The organism is Pararobbsia alpina (assembly GCF_965118125.1).
Taxonomy (GTDB): domain Bacteria; phylum Pseudomonadota; class Gammaproteobacteria; order Burkholderiales; family Burkholderiaceae; genus Pararobbsia; species Pararobbsia alpina_A.
This window is the reverse complement of sequence record NZ_OZ221287.1, coordinates 3,403,349-3,423,252: the sequence shown is the minus strand read 5'-3', so window position 1 is coordinate 3,423,252 and position 19,904 is coordinate 3,403,349. Positions and strand designations below refer to the sequence as shown.

The window sequence follows — 19,904 nt, the reverse complement described above, 5'->3', positions numbered from 1 at the left end:
GCATTGCTCGCCCTGAGAGTGCTGCCTGACTATGCTAGAATCCGGCAAAATTTTTAGGAGTTGTCATGGCTGTCCAGCAAAACAAGAAGTCGCCGTCGAAGCGCGGCATGCACCGTTCGCACGATTTTCTGACGGGTGCAGCGATCGCCGTCGAGCCGACGTCGGGTGAAACGCATCTGCGTCACCACATCAGCCCGAACGGTTACTACCGCGGCAAGAAGGTCGTCAAGACCAAGAACGACTAATTGAGCGTAGCCATTGTGGCTCCCGGGTCCGGCATCCTCGACCCGTACGCGCTCGTAGCGTTGATTCGACAAAACAAGCGGCATCCGATGCCGCTTTTTTGTATCCAGATCCGCCTCGTCGCATGACCGTCAAGATCACAATCGACTGCATGGGCGGCGATCACGGTCCGTCCGTGACGGTGCCCGCTGCTGTCAGCTTCGTTCGCTCCCACCCGGACGCGGAACTGGTGCTGGTCGGCCTAGAAGAGCCGATTCGCGCGCAACTCAAGCGCGCTAAAGTCGTTGACCCTCGAGAAATCGCCGCGCTGCCTGTCGTCGCCGCGTCCGAAGTCGTTCAAATGGACGACCCGGTCGAGATCGCGCTGCGCAAGAAAAAAGATTCGTCGATGCGCGTCGCGTTGAACCTCGTCAAAGAGGGCAATGCGCAGTGCTGCATTTCCGCCGGCAACACCGGCGCGCTCATGGCCGTCTCGCGTTATGTGCTCAAGACGCTGGCCGGTATCGAACGCCCTGCGCTCGCGACCGTCATGCCCAATCGCAAGGGGTATTCGACGGTGCTCGACCTCGGCGCGAACGTCGACTGCGAGCCGCAGCATCTGCTGCAGTTTGCCGAGATGGGGCATGCATTCGTGTCCGCCGTCGACGGCAAGGATCGCCCGACGATCGGCCTGCTCAATATCGGCGAGGAAGTGATCAAGGGCAATGAAGTCATCAAGCGCGCCGGCGAGCTATTGCGTTCGAGCACGCTGAACTTCTACGGCAACGTCGAAGGCGATGACATCTACAAAGGCACGACCGACGTGATCGTCTGCGACGGCTTCGTCGGCAACGTGGCGCTCAAGACGTCCGAAGGCCTCGCGCAGATGCTGACCGCGATGATCAAGGAAGAGTTCGGGCGTTCGTGGATGACGCGCCTGATGGCGTTGTTCGCATGGCCGGTGCTCGCCCGCTTCAAGCGTCGCGTCGATCACCGCCGTTACAGCGGTGCGGCGTTGCTCGGTCTGCGTGGCCTGGTGATCAAGTGTCACGGCTCGGCCGATGCCTATGCGTTTGAGTGGGCTATCAAACGCGGTTATGATGCCGTCAAGAATGGCGTCCAGGCCCGCTTGACGCAGGCCATGGAAGATAACGCCACGCCGCACGCCAAGCCGGACGCACAGCCGTCCGATGCGTCGGGCGGTACCGTCGATCCTCGCATCGCGCTCGCGAACGTTTCCTCGAAGGCATGATGGCTTCTCATACGCAGCAGTCCCCGTATTCCCGCATTATCGGCACCGGCAGCTACCTGCCGCCCAAGCGTGTCACCAACGATGAACTCGCCGCTCAACTCGCCGCACGCGGGCTTGAGACGAGCGATGAGTGGATCGTTGCACGCACAGGCATTCGCGCACGGCATTTCGCCGACGCCGACATGACCACCACGGATCTCGCACTCGTCGCGTCGCAACGCGCGATCGAGGCAGCGGGGATCGATGCGCAATCGATCGATCTGATCATCGTCGCGACGTCGACCCCGGACTACGTGTTCCCGAGCTCGGCCTGCCTGCTGCAGAACAAGCTCGGCATCAAGAACGGCTGCGCGGCATTCGACGTGCAGGCAGTGTGTTCCGGCTTCGCTTACGCACTCGCGACGGCCGACAACTTCATTCGTAGCGGCGCGAACCGCACGGCGCTTGTCGTCGGCGCCGAGACGTTCTCGCGCATTCTCGACTTCAACGACCGCACGACCTGCGTGCTGTTCGGCGATGGTGCCGGCGCCGTGGTGTTGACGGCTTCCGATGAGCCGGGGGTGTTGTCGACCGCGCTGCATGCCGACGGCAGCCACGCGCCGATCCTGTGCGTGCCCGGCAACGTGAATGGCGGAGCGATCGCGGGCAACGCGTTCCTGCATATGGACGGCCAGGCGGTGTTCAAGCTCGCCGTCAATGTGCTCGAGAAGGTCGCGAACGAAGCTCTCGAGAAGGCCGGCATGCAGGCTTCACAAATCAATTGGCTGATTCCTCACCAGGCCAACATCCGCATCATGACCGGCACGGCGCGCAAGCTTGGTTTGCCGGCCGAGAAAATGGTCGTGACGGTCGACGAGCACGGCAATACCTCGGCTGCGTCGATCCCGCTGGCGCTCGACGCGGCGGTGCGTGACGGGCGAATCAAGAAGGGGCAGCACGTCCTGCTCGAAGGCGTCGGCGGCGGCTTCACGTGGGGCGCCGCGCTCGTCAGGATGTAGTCGCTACGACAGACAGGGCCGCCGGACCTGAGCGCACGATGGTGCGCTCGTCACGAGCAGCCCGAGGGGGCGCGTCGCATCGGGGAGTTCGACACGGACGCGCGCATCTCCGGCTGGCGCAGGACGGGCGAAAGCTCGCGCGCTACTCAAAACCACCCGTCACACCGATGCGCGATGCGTAGTTTCGCGATCCAATCATCCCGCATCGATTCATCAAGACAAGAGAAGGGGACGCCATGACGTTCGCGTTTGTATTTCCCGGTCAGGGTTCGCAAGCCGTTGGCATGCTCAACGCATTTGCCGACGTGCCCGTCGTGCAGGACACGCTCAAGGAAGCATCGGATGCCCTCGGGCAGGACATCGGCAAGCTGATCGCCGACGGCCCTTCGGAAGAGTTGAACCTGACGACCAACACGCAACCGGTGATGCTCACCGCTTCGTACGCGATCTATCGTGCGTGGCTGGCCGCGGGCGGACCGGCGCCCTCGATCGTCGCCGGCCATAGCCTGGGCGAATACACCGCGCTGGTTGCATCGGGCGCGCTGAGCTTCCGCGATGCCGTTCCCCTCGTGCGTTTCCGCGCGCAAGCCATGCAGGAAGCGGTGCCCGTGGGCACCGGCGGCATGGCGGCCATCCTCGGTCTCGATGACGATACCGTGCGTTTGGTCTGCGCCGAAGCGTCGGCGGCAGGCGTCGTCGAAGCCGTCAATTTCAATGCGCCCGCGCAAGTCGTGATCGCGGGCCTCAAGGCAGGCATCGACAAAGCCTGCGAACTCGCGAAGGCCGCGGGCGCAAAGCGCGCGCTGCCGCTGCCCGTGTCGGCGCCGTTCCATTCGTCGCTGCTCAAGCCGGCGTCAGACCGCCTGCGCGACTATCTGGCGAACGTCGCGGTGCAGGCCCCGGCGATTCCGGTCGTCAACAACGTCGATGTCGCGATCGTCAGCGACCCCGCCGCGATCAAGGACGCACTCGTTCGTCAGGCCGCCGGTGCAGTGCGATGGGTCGAATGCGTCAAGCGCATCGCACAAGACACGACACATGTGATTGAATGCGGCCCGGGCAAGGTGCTTGCCGGCCTGACCAAGCGTATCGACGGCAACCTCGTGAATGGCGCGATCTTCGACGTCGCCTCGCTCGAGGAAACCCTCAAGTCGGTGCAGTAACGCGGCAGCGGCGGCGTCATTTCCCGGCCATCCGGCCGGGTAGCCCGCCGAAGACGGACACACTAGGATCATGGAAAAGACTCTCGACAATCAGGTTGCGCTCGTGACGGGCGCCTCGCGCGGCATCGGTCGTGCGATCGCGATGACGCTCGCGCAGCAAGGTGCGACGGTGATCGGCACGGCGACGAGCGAATCGGGCGCGGCGGCCATCGGTGAGGCGCTCGCCTCGGCGGGCCTCAAGGGACGCGGCGTGGTGCTCAACGTCAACGATGCGGCCGCCTCCGACGCGCTGATCGACTCGGTCGTCAAGGAATTCGGCGGCCTGCAGGTGCTCGTCAACAATGCGGGCATCACGCAGGACCAGCTCGCGATGCGCATGAAGGACGAGGATTGGGACGCGGTCATGGACACGAACCTGCGCGCCGTATTCCGGCTGTCGCGTGCCGTGTTGCGTCCGATGATGAAGGCCCGCGGCGGGCGCATCATCAATATCACGTCGGTCGTCGGCGCATCGGGTAATCCGGGGCAGGCGAACTACGCGGCGGCCAAGGCTGGCGTCGCGGGCATGACGCGTGCTCTCGCACGCGAAATCGGCAGCCGCGGCATTACGGTAAACTGCGTCGCGCCGGGCTTTATCGACACGGACATGACGAAGGTGTTGCCTGAGGAACAGCAAGCGGCGCTCAAGGCGCAGATTCCGCTGGGACGTCTTGGCAGCACCGACGACATTGCGCACGCGGTCGCATTTCTCGCGTCGCCGAACGCTGGCTACATCACGGGCGTGGAACTGCACGTGAATGGCGGGATGTTCATGGCTTGACGGCGTGCCGCATTTCGGTCGAAATGCGGCGCTCCGATCCGTATTGCGTGAACGGTTGCGCGGCACTTTTTTGTAGAACAAACCTGCTAAAATGCGCGCACTTGTTTTTCTGAACTTATTTCCCGGAGGGGTGAATGGACAATATTGAACAGCGCGTCAAGAAGATCGTCGCCGAACAACTCGGCGTGGCTGAAGCTGAAATCAAGAACGACGCATCGTTCGTCAACGATCTCGGCGCCGACTCGCTGGACACGGTCGAACTCGTGATGGCCCTGGAAGACGAGTTCGGCATGGAGATCCCGGACGAGGAAGCCGAGAAGATCACGACCGTGCAGCAAGCGATCGACTACGCTCGCGCTCACGTCAAGGCTTGAGTTCACCTCTGGGTCGAACACACCGTCCGGGTTCACCGCACGGTATGAATTGATGGGCCACAGGGCCTTCGGAGTCTCCCTCCGTGGCCGCTGTGGCTTTTGTTTTATCAAAGCATGCAAAAAGGGGCAATCGTGAGCCGTCGTCGCGTTGTCGTTACAGGTCTTGGACATATCTCGCCGGTCGGCAATACCGTTGCCGACGGCTGGGCAAACCTGGTGGCCGGCAAGTCCGGTATCGCCACCATCACCAAGTTCGATGCTTCGAACTTCTCGACCCGGTTCGCCGGTGAAGTCAAGGGCTTCAATGTCGAGGACTACATGCCGGCGAAAGAAGCCCGGCATATGGACACTTTCATTCACTACGGTCTCGCAGCGGGCATGCAGGCGATCAAGGACAGCGCGATTGTCGTGACGCCCGAGAACGCCGAGCGCATCGGTGTGATCGTCGGCTCGGGCATCGGTGGCCTGCCGATGATCGAAGACACGCAGACCGAGTACCTGAACCGCGGTCCGCGCCGGATCTCGCCGTTCTTCGTGCCGGCCTCGATCATCAACATGATCTCGGGCCACCTGTCGATCAAGTACGGCCTCAAGGGCCCGAACCTCGCGATCGTCACGGCCTGCACGACCGGTACGCATTCGATCGGCGAAGCGATGCGCATGATCCAGCACGACGAGGCGGATGTGATGATCGCCGGTGGTGCCGAATCGACCGTGTCGCCGCTGGGTATCGGCGGCTTCGCCGCACCGCGTGCGCTGTCGCAGCGCAACGACGATCCGGCGACCGCCAGCCGCCCGTGGGACAAGGATCGTGACGGCTTCGTGCTTGGCGAAGGTGCGGGCGTGCTCGTCATCGAAGAGTACGAACACGCGAAGGCGCGCGGCGCCAACATCTATTGCGAACTCGTCGGCTATGGCCGCAGCTCCGATGCGTATCACATGACCGCCCCGTGCGAAGACGGCGACGGCGCGCATCGTTGTATGAAGCTCGCACTCAAGGATGCCGGCCTGAACCCCGAGCAGATCGACTACGTCAACGCGCATGGCACGTCGACCGGCCTGGGTGACATCGCCGAAACCGTCGCGATCAAGCGCGCGCTGGGCGACCACGCAAAGGCGACGGTCGTCAACTCGACCAAGTCGATGACCGGCCACTTGCTGGGTGCCGCCGGCGGTATCGAAGCCGTGTATTCGGTGTTGGCCGTCAAGAATCAGATCTCGCCGCCGACGATCAATATCTTTAATCAGGATCCGCAGTGCGATCTCGATTACTGTGCCAATACCGCTCGCGATGTAAAAATCGAGTACGCCATGTCGAACTCATTCGGGTTTGGCGGGACTAACGGCACGCTCGTCTTCAAACGCGTCTAAGACGCGGTCCACCGAATGCGCACGTCGAGCGACCTGATCGTCGACGTGCGCAGGTCGTTGTGTCTCACCGCTGGAATGGCCGGTGTCGTGACCGGCGTTGCAATCGCGCTGTACCTGGCGGCCTCGAACGTCGCCGGGCGCGGGGCTGGCGTGATTGCGGCGCTGGCCGGCGTCGCGTTGCTGATCGCTTGTGTGAAGTGCAGGGCGCATCGTGAGCCGTGCATCTTCACGCTTCGCGGCGATGGATCGGTCGACTGGGTCGATCGCCGTGGCGTGCGCGAGTCGGGGAATGTCGTGGCTGCGGGGCGCGTGGGTGGCCTGTGGGTATCGCTGCGTATTGAATCTGCTGCGGAATCCGCTGCGGAATTTTCTGCGTCCGCGAGGCGCACCTGGCTGCTTCCGGCCGATGCACTCGAAGGCGAAACCTTCAGGCTTCTGGCCGTGCGCGTACCGCACATGACCGCGGGCCGGCGATGAGGACGAGCGCGAGCGGGCGACATTACAATGCCCGAGTATCCCGTCTGCAGTACTCAAGCGAGCGGACTCACAGGTGAGCGAAAAGGAAATCGACCAGGTCCTGGTCGAACGTGTGCAAAAAGGCGACAAGGCGGCATTCGAGCTACTTGTCGCGAAATATCAACGGAAAATCATCCGCCTGATCTCCCGCCTTGTCCGTGACCCGGCCGAGGTGGAAGATGTCGCCCAGGACGCCTTCATCAAGGCCTACCGTGCCTTGCCGCAGTTTCGCGGCGAGTCGGCGTTCTATACCTGGCTCTACCGGATTGCTGTCAATACGGCAAAAAACTACCTTGCAACCCAGGGTCGGCGCGCGCCGACTTCGACTGAAGCCGATGCGGAAGAAGCTGAAACTTTTGCTGAGGCGGATCAACTAAGGGATATCAACACGCCGGAATCGATGTTGATGAGCAAGCAGATCGCCGAGACCGTCAATGGTGCGATGGCGACCTTGCCCGAGGAATTGCGCACGGCGATCACCCTGCGCGAGATCGAAGGGCTGAGCTACGAGGAAATTGCGGAAGTCATGGGTTGCCCGATCGGCACCGTGCGCTCGCGCATTTTCCGGGCGCGCGAGGCGATTGCGACCAAGCTGCGCCCGTTGCTCGATACGCCGGAAGGCAAGCGCTGGTAAGGCGCGGCGATCAGGATCCGGCAAGCATGAACCGGCGCGCGAAGCCGACATCATGGAAAAACCATGGGAACATCGCGCCGGCGCCGCACTCGAAGTGACACTCGTACGTAACAGGGCAGGTTTTAATGATGGGGAATACCATGGGGTCCGTCTCGTCGCACACGCAAGCCGATTCCCGCGCTGAGCGCGTTTCCGCGCTGATCGACAACCAGTCGCTCGCGGAAGTCGACCAGTTTATGTTCGAACTCGACACCGCCGACCGTGCGACGTGGTCGACCTATCACCTCGTCGGTGACGTACTGCGCTCCGACGATCTCGCGCAAGGTGCGCCGGAAACCGATGGTTTCATGGCACGCTTTTCGGCCCGCCTGGCCGACGAGCCGCACCTGCTCGCACCCGCGCCGCTGGCGCGCCCCGCGTTGGGTGCGAACGCCACGCCGGCGTTTGAAGAGCCCGCGGTGGCCAACGGTGGTGCAACGTTCGGCATCCGGCGTCGCGTTGCGCCGGCCTTTGCGATTGCCGCCGCCGCTGCCGCGTTGAGCTGGGTCGTGCTTCCGCAGCTTCAGCATCTGGGTAATCCTGGGGCATCGGGCGTGTCGCCCGCTGCGCTGAGCGCGGCGACCGCGCCGACTCCGGAAGTCCGTCAGGTCTCCGTCGCGGCAAGCCCGGCACCCGCCGCGCCCGCCCAGCCGAACGTGATTCGTGACGCTGCGCTCGACCAATATCTCGAAGCTCACATGCAGTTTGCATCCCACCCGGGTGACAACGGCGCGCCGTACGTGCGCTCGGCACTCTATTCGGCGGGCGCGAATTGATGCGTTGTAGCCTCGATGTCGGAGTCTTCGGAAACAAGCGGCTGCGCAGAGCGGCCGTTTCCGTGTTTACGGCGCCTGCGCTGATCGGCGCGCTGCTGACCCTCACCGCGCCTGCCTGGGTGAGTCCGGCGCAGGCTGCATCGGCTTCAGACGTGCCGGCAGCCAGTGCGCCCGCTGCGTCGTCGCCTGCAGCAGGCACGGGCGTCGCAGGTGCGGCGACTCAGCCCATCGCCTCGCACGCCGACGCGAATGCGTGGCTTGCCCGCATCGATCGTGCCGCGCGCCAGGAAACCTACGAAGGTACGTTCATCTATCAGCGTGGTGGCAGTTTCCAGTCGTCGAAGATCATTCACTATCTCGACCACGGCAATGAGCTCGAGCGCGTCGAAGGGCTCGACGGCCGGCCGACGCGTACCCTGCGCAAGAACGACGACGTGTACACCTTCGTGCCGGATCGCAAGCTCGTCATCGTCGATCGGCGCTCGAACAAGTACACCTTCCCCGCGCTGCTCGCGAGCGGCCCGGGACAGTTGCTCGACGTCTATGACGTCCGGCCCGTCGGCGACGACCGCGTTGCGGGCTTCGATTCGCAGGTGATCGAACTGGTGCCGAAGGATGCCTATCGCTTCGCGTTCCGCCTGTGGTTCGACAAGAAAACCGGTTTGCTGCTGCGCGCCCAGACGCTCGACGACAAAAACCAGGTGCTCGAGCAAATTGCGTTTTCCCAGCTGACATTCAACGTGCCATACGACCACCGGACGGTCGGGAACGGAATTCGCGACACGTCGGGCTGGAACGTGGTACATCCGCCGATCGACACCGTCGATATGGCTGCCGAAGGCTGGCAGGTGCCGCCGGTGGTGGCGGGCTTTCACGCGATCCGCGAGCTGCGCAGGCCGATGGCCGCGCGCGAGCAGGGCGCGCCGCCGGTTCAGGTCGACCAGGCCGTCTACAGCGACGGGCTGTCGGCGGTGTCCGTGTTTGTCGAGCCGGTCGGCAAAAGCGATCGCAAGGAAGGCATCGCCAGCAGCGGGGCGACCCACATTCTCGTGCGGAAATCCGGTGATTTCTGGGTGACGGTTGTCGGGGAAGTGCCGCAGCCGACGCTCGAGCAGTTTGCGACGTCGATCGCTTTCAAGCCGGCGAAGTAGTCGAAGCACTCGCCACCCCGGTTCGATCAAGGTCGATCAAGGGCAACGAAGCACGCGAAATTGCGGGCTGAAACCTGGCGCCGCGCGCCGTCTTCGCCTTACCCGCGAAGCTCGCCGGCAAGCCGGGTCCGGCCGGAGTACCCGGATGGTTGCATCGCAACTTTTGACCTGTCATTAAGAGTGACAGATGCGTGCCGGGCGCACGTTACGCCGAAACGCATCTGCCATAGAATAGAAACCGTCCAGTTCAACCGGCGACACGAGCCCCACTCCATGACCCTTCAATCGGTGCGAGCTGTATTCGTCGCAATCGCGGCGACGTTGTGTATGTCTGTCATCGCGCCGTCTGCGCATGCGGTACCGGCAGCCAACCTGCCCGATTTCACGGACCTCGTCGACAAGGTCGGCCCGTCGGTCGTCAATATCCGGACGACCGCGAAGATACGCTCGAGCTCGAACAACCTGCCGCCGGGCATGGACAACGGCGATATGTCGGAGTTCTTCCGTCGCTTCTTCGGCATCCCGATGCCCAATTCGCCGGGCAGCAACGGCAACGGCGGTGGCAGTGGGGGCGGAAGCGGCGGTGGCAGTGGCAAGGCGCAGCCCAATCCGCACGACAACGGCGACTCGGGCAATGGCCCCGATGCCGATCAGGGTGATGGCGGCGATTCCGAGCAGGACAGCGGCGTCGCGTCGGGCTTCATCCTGACGCAGGACGGCTACGTGATGACGAACGCCCACGTGGTCGACGACGCGGACACCGTCTACGTCACGCTGACCGACAAGCGCGAATTCAAGGCCAAGCTCATCGGCTTCGACGAGCGCACCGACGTGGCCATCGTCAAGGTCAATGCGACCGGATTGCCAGCCGTCACGATCGGCGACTCGAACAAGGTCCGCGTCGGCGAGTGGGTCGTCGCCATCGGTTCGCCGTTCGGCCTCGACAGCACCGTCACGGCCGGCATCGTGAGCTCGAAGAGCCGCGATACCGGGGACTACCTGCCGTTTATCCAGACCGATGTCGCGGTGAATCCGGGCAACTCGGGCGGCCCGCTGATCAATATGCAAGGCGAAGTGATCGGCATCAATTCGCAGATTTACAGCCGCACAGGCGGTTTTATGGGGATTTCGTTCGCCATTCCGATCGACGAAGCGATGCGCGTCGGCGATCAGTTGCGGGCCACAGGCAAGGTCACGCGCGGTCGTATCGCGGTCGCGATCGGCGAGGTCACGAAGGACGTCGCCGATTCGCTCGGGCTGCCCAAGGCGGCGGGCGCAATGGTCGGCAGCGTCGACCCGGGCGGCCCGGCCGACAAGGCTGGCGTGCAGGCCGGCGACATCATCCTGAAATTCAACGGCAAGCCCGTGGAGGTCGCTACCGACCTGCCGCGGATGGTCGGCGACACGAAGCCGGGCACGCGTGCCACGCTGTCGGTCTGGCGCAAGGGACAAACGCGCGACCTGACCGTTGTCGTGGCGGAGATGCAGCCCGACAAGCCTCAGCACGACGAGCAGCAGTCGAAGCCCGAGCCGAAGGCGCCGGCGACCGACGCACTGGGGATCGCGGCGCGCGAGATTTCGTCGGACGATCAGAAGACGCTGAAGATCAAGGGCGGCATCCAGGTCGACGCCGCGGACGGCCCGGCCGCGCGTGCAGGTATCCAGAAGGGTGACGTGATCCTGCGTGTCGGCGACACGGATATCACCGGTACTCGGCAATTTGAGTCGGTCGTCAAATCGCTCGACCCGTCCAAGGCCGTTGCATTGCTTGTGCGTCGTGGTGATACGTCGCAGTACGTCCCGGTCAAGCCGCGGCCGCAGAAGTAGTGCGCCTGACCGTCTACAGCCGCACGTGGTGTCATCTGTGCGATGACATGCTGGCGGCGCTCGAGCCGATTGCGGCACGCTACGGCGTGCCTGTGGACGTCATCGACGTCGACAGCGATCCGGCGCTCGAGGCCCTGCACGGCGAGCGGGTGCCGGTGCTGATGGCCGACGGCATCGAGCTTTGCCACTATCATCTGGATCATGACCGCGTCGTCGCCGCGCTCGACGCGTACCGGCAAAGAGACGCCGACAAAACGCCGGGCGCATCCTCAATCCCCGATTCCGGGCAGCGCTGACTCGATTTCGGCTAAAATGCCGGGTGCTCAACCCTCTTCCTGAAGGCGTGCTCCGCATTTTCCAGAGCGCGCCTTTTTTGTGTACCCGCCTGAATGGACCATATCCGCAATTTCTCGATCATCGCGCACATCGATCATGGCAAATCGACGCTGGCAGATCGCATCATCCAGCTGTGCGGCGGCCTGTCCGATCGCGAGATGGAGGCCCAGGTGCTCGACTCGATGGACCTCGAGCGCGAGCGCGGCATTACGATCAAGGCCCAGACCGCTGCGCTGAGCTATCGCGCGCGCAATGGCGAGGTCTATAACCTGAACCTGATCGACACGCCGGGGCACGTCGACTTCTCATACGAAGTCAGCCGTTCCCTGTCGGCGTGCGAAGGCGCGCTGCTCGTCGTCGACGCGAGCCAGGGCGTCGAGGCGCAGACCGTCGCGAACTGCTACACCGCGATCGAACTCGGCGTCGAAGTCGTGCCCGTCCTCAACAAGATTGACTTGCCGTCGGCCAACCCCGACAACGCGAAGCAGGAAATCGAGGACGTCATCGGCATCGACGCGACCGATGCGACCCAGTGCAGCGCAAAGACCGGTCTCGGCGTCGAAGACGTGCTCGAGGCCGTGATCGCCAAGATCGCGCCGCCGAAGGGCGACGCCGATGCGCCGTTGCAGGCCCTGATCATCGATTCGTGGTTCGACAACTATGTTGGCGTCGTGATGCTTGTGCGCATCGTCAACGGTACGTTGCGCCCGAAGGAGAAGATCAAGCTGATGGCGACCGACGCCGAGTATCTCGTCGAGCACATCGGCGTGTTCACGCCGAAGTCGCGCGATCTCGAGACGCTGTCAGCCGGCCAGGTCGGCTTCATCATCTCGGGCATCAAGGAACTCGATGCCGCGAAGGTCGGCGATACGGTCACGCACGCGGGCAGCAAGAAGGCGCCTGCGCCGCTGCCGGGCTTCAAGGAAGTGAAGCCTCAGGTGTTTGCCGGGCTGTACCCGGTTGAAGCGAATCAGTACGACGCGCTGCGCGAGTCGCTCGAGAAGCTGCGCCTGAACGACGCGTCGCTCCAGTATGAGCCCGAAGTGTCGCAGGCGCTGGGCTTCGGCTTCCGCTGCGGCTTCCTCGGTCTGCTGCATATGGAAATCGTGCAGGAACGTCTCGAGCGCGAGTTCGACATGGACCTGATCACGACGGCGCCGACCGTGATCTACGAAGTGCTTCAGCGCGACGGCTCGATCGTCCGGGTCGACAATCCGTCGAAGATGCCTGAAGTCTCGAAGATCGAAGAGATCCGCGAGCCGATCGTCACGGTCAATCTATTCATGCCGCAGGAGTACGTCGGCTCGGTGATCACGCTGTGTACGCAAAAACGCGGCGTGCAGATCAACATGTCGTATCACGGCCGCCAGGTGCAGCTGACCTATGAGATTCCGATGGCGGAAATCGTGCTCGATTTCTTCGATCGGCTGAAGTCGGTGTCGCGTGGCTATGCGTCGATGGATTACGAATTCAAGGAAAATCGCAGCGCCGATGTCGTGAAGGTCGACATGATGATCAACGGCGATAAGGTCGATGCGCTGTCGGTCATCGTTCACCGTTCGGCGAGTCAGTCACGCGGACGCCAGGTTGCGGCGAAGATGCGGGAAATCATTCCGCGCCAGATGTACGATGTCGCGATTCAAGCCGCGATCGGGGCCAATATCATTGCGCGCGAGAACATCAAGGCACTGCGCAAGAACGTGCTTGCGAAGTGTTACGGTGGCGATATCTCGCGTAAGAAGAAACTGTTGGAAAAGCAGAAGGCCGGCAAGAAGCGAATGAAGCAGGTCGGTACTGTCGAAATTCCGCAGGAAGCTTTCCTCGCAATTCTCCAGGTCGAAGACAAATAAGGACAGGACCGTTTTTATGAATTTTGCGCTGATTCTTTTTGTGCTGGTCGTTTTGACCGGTATCGCGTGGGTGGCCGACAAGCTCGTATTCGAGCCGGGTCGCCGGAGAAAGGCAGAAGCGGCGGTAGCGGAATTCGAAAGGCAACAGCAGAAAATCGGCGAGCGTTTCGCCGACGAAAACCCGGCTGCGACGCGCGCGAAGTTGCGCGACGACGCGTTGCGTCAACCGTGGTGGCTCGAATATACGGCGAGTTTCTTCCCGGTCATTCTGCTCGTGTTCGTGCTGCGCTCATTTGTTGTCGAGCCGTTCAAGATCCCCTCGGGCTCGATGTTGCCGACGCTCTATGTGGGCGACTTTATTCTCGTCAACAAATTCGACTACGGCATTCGCTTGCCGATCATCGACAAGAAGATCATTCCGATCGGCGATCCGCAGCGCGGCGACGTGATGGTGTTCCGCTTCCCGAAGGATGAGTCGGTCGACTTCATCAAGCGCGTGGTGGGTGTGCCGGGCGACGTGGTGGCGTATCAGAACAAGCGCCTGACGATCAATGGTCAGCCGGTTCCGGAAACGCCGCACGGTGAATTCCTCGACGACGAGCGCGAACCGGCTTCGTTCAACAAGCAGTTCACCGAAGTACTCGGTCCGAAGACGCACGAGATCCTCAATAATCCGCAAGTGCCGCCGTTCGTGATGGGTGCGTCGGATTTCCCGTACCGTGAAAACTGCACGTATAACGCGGAGGGTGTGATCTGCAAGGTGCCGCCGGGTCAGTACTTCATGATGGGCGACAACCGCGACAATAGCGAAGACAGCCGCTATTGGGGTTTTGTGCCCGACAAGAATATTGTCGGACGCGCATTCTTCATCTGGTTGAACTTCGCGAACCTCCGACGCATCGGCAATTTCCAATAACGCCGATACCCGACTTGCCGTCGCGCTGTACTCCCCGCGCGACGGCCTTCCCGCCGTTTTCCGTCCGCTCCGGCGAGCGGGTTATACTTGGCCCATGCCTCCGTCCCAACTGGAAAGCCGGTTGCGCTACGAATTCCGCAATGCGGAATTGTTGCGCCAGGCGATGACCCATCGCAGCCATAGCGCCACGCATAACGAACGGCTCGAGTTTCTTGGCGACTCCGTTTTGAATTGCGTGGTGGCGTCGTTGCTGTTCGAACGATTCGCAAAGCTGGATGAAGGCGACCTCTCGCGCGTCCGCGCCAATCTCGTCAAGCAGCAATCGCTATACGAACTCGCCCAGGGGCTCGGGATCGCCGAGTTTCTGCGGCTCGGCGAGGGTGAACTCAAGAGCGGGGGTTTCCGCCGGCCATCGATCCTCGCTGACACGCTCGAGGCGATTTTTGGGGCCGTCTTCCTCGATGCCGGGTTTGAGGCAGCCGAGACTGTGATTCGGCGTCTCTACACGCCGATTCTCGACCATATCGACCCGCGCACGCTCGGCAAGGACGCGAAGACCCTCCTGCAGGAGCATCTGCAAGGGCACAAGATCGCGCTGCCGCAGTACACGGTCATTGCGACGCACGGTGCCGCGCACAACCAGCAGTTCGAGGTCGAATGCCTGGTGCCGAAGCTCGACATCAAGGTGTACGGCTCTGGCGCAAGCCGGCGTGCAGCCGAGCAGGCCGCCGCCAAGAAAGCGCTCGACGAGCTCCAGACACTGGCGCCCACGCTGACCACCAAGGCCAAGCGCTCGAAGAGCGCGCGCGCCGCGGCCAAGCAGGCCGAAGAGGAGCGTGGCGTTCAACAGGCGCTGGATCTGCGTTCGCCGCCGACCCGTGTTTCGCGATCGGAACGTGGAGAGCGTCCGGATCGGAACGGCCCGGGCGAGAAGGGCGACAAGACCGAAAAGTCGGCGGAAAAATCGGCGGAAAAACCGACAGACAAGACCGTCGACAAGCTGTCGGACAGGCCCGACCGGACGGATAAGGGCGAGCGAGCCGAAAAGGGCGACAAGCCCGTCAAGGCAAGCGACAGAGCGCCTTCCGAGATGCTGCGCGCCGAAGAGCTCACGCATGACACCGCACCCGCCGACAAGCTCGCGGCAGTGCGGTCGCCGCAAGAAAAGGCGCAGGACAAGCCGCAAGACAAGGCGTCCTCCGAACGTGCCGCCCCGTCAGTTCCGGTTGCGCTGATCCACGGCGCGGCTGAAGCCCAGCGCGATAGCGAGAAACGCACCACGCCTGCGACCGATACGCCGCAAACCAGCGGCCGTACGGACGCTGCAGCACACGAGCCTGTTGCGACGGATTCCGTCGCGTCCGACACGGTTCGCCTTCCTGCGACGGGCCGCGCGGGTGCCTGAGCGCCCACGCCCGCCTGTCGAAATCGAGATATTGATGAGTTCCACCGAATCCCCATTCCGCTGCGGCATGATCGCCATCGTTGGTCGACCGAATGTCGGCAAATCGACGCTGATGAATGCACTTGTCGGGCAGAAGATCAGCATTACCTCACGAAAGGCGCAAACGACGCGTCACCGGATCACCGGAATCCGCACCGAGCCGGGCGCCCAGTACATTTTTGTCGACACGCCGGGCTTCCAGACCCAGCATTCGACGGCGCTGAACCGCTCTCTGAATCGCGCGGTCACATCGACACTGTCGAGCGTCGATGTCGTGCTGTTCGTGGTCGAAGCGGGCCGTTTCGGCGCAGATGACGAAAAAGTATTGAGTCTGCTGCCACCCAAGGCAGATGTGCTGCTGATCGCCAACAAGGTCGATCGCGTCAACGATAAAGCCACCATGCTGCCGTTCGTCGAGCAAGTCAGCAAGACGCGGGAATTCAGCGAGATCGTGCCGATGTCGGCGAAAAAGACCGAAGATGTCGGTCACTTGCTGACGACACTGCTTTCGCATCTGCCCGAAGGCGAGCCGATTTACGGTGAGGACGACCTGACCGACCGCTCCGAACGCTTCCTTGCGGCGGAAATTCTGCGCGAAAAGGTATTCCGCTGGACGGGCGACGAGCTGCCTTACACGAGCACGGTGCTGATCGACAAGTTTGAACAGGAAGGCCGCCTGCGCCGGATTTTCGCGACCATTCTGGTCGATCGCGCCGGCCACAAGGCGATGGTGATCGGGCAGAAGGGCGCCAAGCTCAAACAGATCAACACCGACGCCCGCCTCGATATGGAAAAGCTGTTTGACGGGCCGATTTATCTCGAGGTGTTCGTCAAGGTGAAGAGCGGCTGGGCCGACAACGAGGCCGGATTGCGTGCCTATGGCTACGAATGACGACGTGCCGGTGGACGAACTCGAGGAGGACGGCGAGCCGTCCGCCCGTGCTCGCGCACCAGCCCGTCCTTCGACTCGTTCGCGCGCCGGGGTGACCGGCCGCCCGGCCGGCTCGAAAACCGCGTCGTCGAGATCAGCGCGCTCGAACGCGCCGGATCCGGACGGTCCGCCGGGTGACGCTCCCCCCAAGCCCGCGCGCAGTGCGGCGCGCTCTGAAAGCCGTGTCCTGCATCAGCCCGGCTTCGTGCTGCACAGTTACCCGTATCGCGAGACCAGTCTGATCGTCGACGTGCTGACGCGTTCGCACGGACGGATCGCGCTGGTCGCGAAAGGGGCCAAGCGCCCGCATTCGGCCTTGCGCGGCGTGCTTCAGACCTTCCAGCCGCTCGCGTTGTCGTGGGTGGGCAAATCCGAAGTCCGTACGCTGACCTCGGCCGAATGGCTCGGCGGGATGCCGCCGCTCGGTGGCGATGCGCTGCTGTGCGGCTTTTATGCGAACGAACTGCTGGTCAAATTCTGCGCGCGCGACGACGCGCATCAGAAACTCTTCGATCACTACGTCCTGACGCTGACGAGGCTCGCGCACAACGAACCCGCCGTGCAGGTCTTGAGGTCGTTCGAACGCGTGCTGCTCCGTGAAACGGGCTATGCGATGGTGTTCGACAAGACGTCGGACACGCGGGAGCCGGTGTCGGCCACCGCCTCCTACGCATTCGATCCGGAACGCGGCGTGCGGACGATTCGTCAGGGCGAGACGAGCCCCTGGCCGATCGTTTCCGGGCAGACATTGCTCGACATGGAGCGCGACGATTACCAGCGTGCGGCGACCGCCGCGCAAAGCCGGAACCTGATGCGCTTCGTGCTGAACTATCACCTTGGTGGCGCGGCCCTCAACACGCGTCAGATCCTGATCGACCTCCAGAACTTATGAGCCTGCTCTCTCCGCCCGCGATCCACCCCGAACTCGGCGTCAATATCGACCACGTGGCCACGTTGCGAAATGTGCGCGGCACCGAGTACCCCGATCCGATTCGCGCGGCGCTGAGCGCGGAGGCCGCGGGTGCCGATTCGATCACGCTGCACTTGCGCGAAGACCGGCGGCATATTCGCGATGCGGACGTGCGTGCGTTGCGGCCGCTGCTGCATACGAAGATGAATCTCGAGTGTGCGGTCACCACCGAGATGCTCGACATTGCGTGCGAAATCCGGCCGCAGGACGTGTGCCTTGTCCCGGAAAAGCGCGCTGAGCTGACGACCGAAGGCGGCCTCGATGTCGTCGGGCACTTCGAGTCGGTGTCGGCGGCGTGCCGGCAACTGGCTGGCGCGGGCATCCGCGTCTCGCTGTTTATCGACCCGGACGAAGCGCAGATTCGCGCAGCCAAGGAGTGCGGTGCACCGGTGATCGAGTTGCACACCGGTGCGTATGCGGAAGCCCACGACGAGGCCGTGCGGGCGCGCGAACTCGAGCGCGTCGTCGCGGGCCTTGCGGTCGGTCGCTCGCTCGGTCTCAAGGTCAACGCCGGGCATGGCTTGCATTACCAGAACGTGCAGGCCATCGCGGCACTCGACGGCATCGAAGAACTCAATATCGGTCACGCGATCGTCGCGCATGCGATCTTCGCGGGCTGGGAAAACGCAGTGCGCGAGATGAAAGCGATCATGGTCGCGTCGCGGCTCGCGTCGTTGCACGGACGTTCGGCAGGCTGAGGCGACGATGGCGATCTACGGTATTGGCACGGATATCACACAAGTGAGTCGCGTCCAGGGCGTGATGGAACGCACGAACGGGCGTTTCGCCGAAAAAGTGCTCGGCCCGGACGAGCTGAAGACCTATCGTGCGCGCGCGGCACGATCAGCGGTGCGCGGCCTTGCGTACCTGAGCACCCGGTTCGCAGCCAAAGAAGCGTTTTCAAAGGCGATCGGCCTGGGCATGCACTGGCCGATGACATGGCGCGCGCTGCAGACACTGAACGAGCCGAGCGGCAAGCCGGTCGTGGTCGCCTCAGGCGAACTCGCGGCGTGGCTCGCCGAACGTAATGTAACCGCCAAGGTTACGATTTCCGACGAAGTCGACTATGCCGTCGCCTTCGTCATCGCGGAGCAAGACTGAATGCAGCAGGATTTTTACGAGCAACCGACCGCCACGGCGCATTTCAAGCGACTCGCGGGACCCGTGATGCTCGATGTCGTTGGCACGACGCTGACGCAGGCCGACGCACGGCGTATCGCGCATCCCCTGACGGGCGGCGTGATTCTGTTTGCGCGTAATTACACCGACCGCATGCAACTGACGATGCTGACGGAGCAGATCCGTGCGGTCCGCCCGGATGTGCTGATCGCCGTCGATCACGAAGGCGGGCGCGTGCAACGATTCAAGACCGATGGCTTTACGCATCTGCCATCGATGCGAGAGATTGGCGCGCTGTGGGACCAGGACGTATTCCTCGGCACGCAGGCTGCGACAGCGGCGGGGCTCGTGTTGGCTTCTGAATTGCGTGCGTGCGGCATTGATTTGAGTTTCACGCCCGTACTCGATATCGACTACGACCGTTCGAAGGCCATTGGCAGCCGCGCATTCCATCGCGACCCGCGTGTCGTAGCCATGCTGGCAAAGAGCCTTGCGCACGGCCTTTCGCTCGCGGGCATGGCGAACTGCGGCAAGCATTTCCCGGGACACGGTTATGTCGAGGCCGATTCGCATCACGCGATGCCGGTGGACGATCGTTCGCTCGATGAGTTGCTCGCCGACGCGCAGCCTTATACGTGGATGGGTCTGGCCCTGACTGCGGTCATGCCGGCCCACGTGATCTATCCGCGAGTCGACTCGCTGCCTGCCGGCTTCTCGCGCAAATGGATCACCGACATCCTGCGCCATCGCCTCGGATTTGCCGGTGCGATTCTCAGTGACGACCTGTCGATGCATGGCGCACGCGCGGTCGGCGATCACCTGCAAAGCGCTCAAGCAGCGCTCGATGCCGGTTGCGACATGGTCCTCGTGTGCAATCAGCCGGAGCAGGCCGACAAGGTGCTGCAGGGCCTGCGCTATCAGCCGTCGCGGTTGTCGCAACGCCGACTCAAGCGCTTGCGCCCGAAGGGCAAGGCCGCCCGGTGGTCCAAGTTGATGCGACATCCCGACTACATGGCCGCGCGCGAGTTCCTGATGGCCAAGGTTCGGCTCGTTGCGCCTACCGGTACCCCGGCAACCGTCGCCGCTGAGCCCGCGATGGCCGTTGAACTGTCCGGCGCACGCCGCTAAAGGCACGTGCACCGCGCTCAACCTCGAGGGGTGATGCAGTGGCCGCCGTGCGCAAGCGCGAAGACCT

General features: G+C 63.0%; 21 protein-coding genes. All 21 read left to right on the top strand.

The annotated features are described in order from the left end of the window. Nucleotides 1-65 precede the first annotated feature (65 nt). The 21 genes from rpmF (at nt 66) to nagZ (ending at nt 19,837) form a co-directional block, all read left to right on the top strand. Nucleotides 66-245 carry a 50S ribosomal protein L32 gene (gene rpmF, locus ACMFWR_RS14840; RefSeq protein ID WP_121085471.1) on the top strand — a complete coding sequence of 60 codons (180 nt, stop codon included), beginning with the start codon at nt 66-68 and terminating at the stop codon, nt 243-245. Nucleotides 246-367: 122 nt separating this feature from the next. Next, on the top strand, nt 368-1,474 hold the full coding sequence (gene plsX, locus ACMFWR_RS14835) for a phosphate acyltransferase PlsX (RefSeq protein WP_413192374.1): 1,107 nt from the start codon (nt 368-370) through the stop codon (nt 1,472-1,474). Next, nucleotides 1,474-2,472, top strand: a complete 999-nt coding sequence (locus ACMFWR_RS14830) for a beta-ketoacyl-ACP synthase III (RefSeq protein ID WP_413194917.1) — start codon at nt 1,474-1,476, stop codon at nt 2,470-2,472. Before plsX ends, ACMFWR_RS14830 begins: the two co-directional genes overlap by 1 nt. Nucleotides 2,473-2,708: 236 nt before the next feature. Then, complete coding sequence (gene fabD / locus ACMFWR_RS14825; protein ID WP_413192373.1) at nt 2,709-3,635, top strand: ACP S-malonyltransferase; 927 nt, start codon at nt 2,709-2,711, stop codon at nt 3,633-3,635. Between the two features lie 70 nt (nt 3,636-3,705). Beyond that, nucleotides 3,706-4,455, top strand: a complete 750-nt coding sequence (gene fabG / locus ACMFWR_RS14820) for a 3-oxoacyl-ACP reductase FabG (RefSeq protein ID WP_413192372.1) — start codon at nt 3,706-3,708, stop codon at nt 4,453-4,455. Between the two features lie 134 nt (nt 4,456-4,589). Then, entirely contained in the window at nt 4,590-4,829 is a 240-nt protein-coding gene (gene acpP / locus ACMFWR_RS14815) for an acyl carrier protein (RefSeq protein ID WP_121085461.1), read from the top strand. Nucleotides 4,830-4,961: 132 nt separating this feature from the next. Beyond that, complete coding sequence (gene fabF / locus ACMFWR_RS14810) at nt 4,962-6,200, top strand: beta-ketoacyl-ACP synthase II (RefSeq protein ID WP_413192371.1); 1,239 nt, start codon at nt 4,962-4,964, stop codon at nt 6,198-6,200. A 15-nt stretch (nt 6,201-6,215) separates the two neighbouring features. Further along, nucleotides 6,216-6,677 carry a hypothetical protein gene (locus tag ACMFWR_RS14805; protein ID WP_413192370.1) on the top strand — a complete coding sequence of 154 codons (462 nt, stop codon included), beginning with the start codon at nt 6,216-6,218 and terminating at the stop codon, nt 6,675-6,677. Between the two features lie 73 nt (nt 6,678-6,750). Beyond that, on the top strand, nt 6,751-7,350 hold the full coding sequence (rpoE, locus tag ACMFWR_RS14800) for an RNA polymerase sigma factor RpoE (protein WP_413192369.1): 600 nt from the start codon (nt 6,751-6,753) through the stop codon (nt 7,348-7,350). Between the two features lie 140 nt (nt 7,351-7,490). Continuing rightward, the gene (locus ACMFWR_RS14795) at nt 7,491-8,165 is read left to right on the top strand and encodes a sigma-E factor negative regulatory protein (protein WP_413192368.1); all 675 of its coding nucleotides are present in this window, start codon (nt 7,491-7,493) and stop codon (nt 8,163-8,165) included. A gap of 119 nt (nt 8,166-8,284) precedes the next feature. Further along, a complete protein-coding gene (locus ACMFWR_RS14790; protein ID WP_413194916.1) occupies nt 8,285-9,316 on the top strand; it encodes a MucB/RseB C-terminal domain-containing protein in 1,032 nt (343 codons plus the stop codon). Between the two features lie 273 nt (nt 9,317-9,589). After that, nucleotides 9,590-11,143: a DegQ family serine endoprotease gene (locus ACMFWR_RS14785; RefSeq protein WP_413192367.1), complete on the top strand. Its 1,554-nt coding sequence runs from the start codon at nt 9,590-9,592 to the stop codon at nt 11,141-11,143. A 47-nt stretch (nt 11,144-11,190) separates the two neighbouring features. Continuing rightward, nucleotides 11,191-11,439, top strand: a complete 249-nt coding sequence (locus ACMFWR_RS14780; protein WP_413194915.1) for a glutaredoxin family protein — start codon at nt 11,191-11,193, stop codon at nt 11,437-11,439. Between the two features lie 93 nt (nt 11,440-11,532). Then, entirely contained in the window at nt 11,533-13,329 is a 1,797-nt protein-coding gene (gene lepA / locus ACMFWR_RS14775) for a translation elongation factor 4 (RefSeq protein WP_413192366.1), read from the top strand. 16 nt (nt 13,330-13,345) lie between these two features. Next, nucleotides 13,346-14,245 (top strand): signal peptidase I, encoded by a 900-nt coding sequence (gene lepB, locus ACMFWR_RS14770; RefSeq protein WP_413192365.1) that lies wholly within the window; start codon nt 13,346-13,348, stop codon nt 14,243-14,245. A gap of 94 nt (nt 14,246-14,339) precedes the next feature. Next, a complete protein-coding gene (gene rnc, locus ACMFWR_RS14765) occupies nt 14,340-15,650 on the top strand; it encodes a ribonuclease III (protein WP_413192364.1) in 1,311 nt (436 codons plus the stop codon). A 34-nt stretch (nt 15,651-15,684) separates the two neighbouring features. Continuing rightward, entirely contained in the window at nt 15,685-16,581 is an 897-nt protein-coding gene (era, locus tag ACMFWR_RS14760) for a GTPase Era (protein ID WP_413192363.1), read from the top strand. Continuing rightward, on the top strand, nt 16,568-17,512 hold the full coding sequence (gene recO, locus ACMFWR_RS14755; protein ID WP_413192362.1) for a DNA repair protein RecO: 945 nt from the start codon (nt 16,568-16,570) through the stop codon (nt 17,510-17,512). Before era ends, recO begins: the two co-directional genes overlap by 14 nt. Continuing rightward, complete coding sequence (gene pdxJ / locus ACMFWR_RS14750; protein ID WP_413192361.1) at nt 17,509-18,288, top strand: pyridoxine 5'-phosphate synthase; 780 nt, start codon at nt 17,509-17,511, stop codon at nt 18,286-18,288. The genes recO and pdxJ overlap by 4 nt, the downstream gene beginning before the upstream one ends. Before the next feature lie 7 nt (nt 18,289-18,295). Beyond that, the gene (acpS, locus tag ACMFWR_RS14745; RefSeq protein WP_413192360.1) at nt 18,296-18,691 is read left to right on the top strand and encodes a holo-ACP synthase; all 396 of its coding nucleotides are present in this window, start codon (nt 18,296-18,298) and stop codon (nt 18,689-18,691) included. After that, a complete protein-coding gene (nagZ, locus tag ACMFWR_RS14740) occupies nt 18,692-19,837 on the top strand; it encodes a beta-N-acetylhexosaminidase (RefSeq protein ID WP_413192359.1) in 1,146 nt (381 codons plus the stop codon). Nucleotides 19,838-19,904 lie beyond the last annotated feature (67 nt).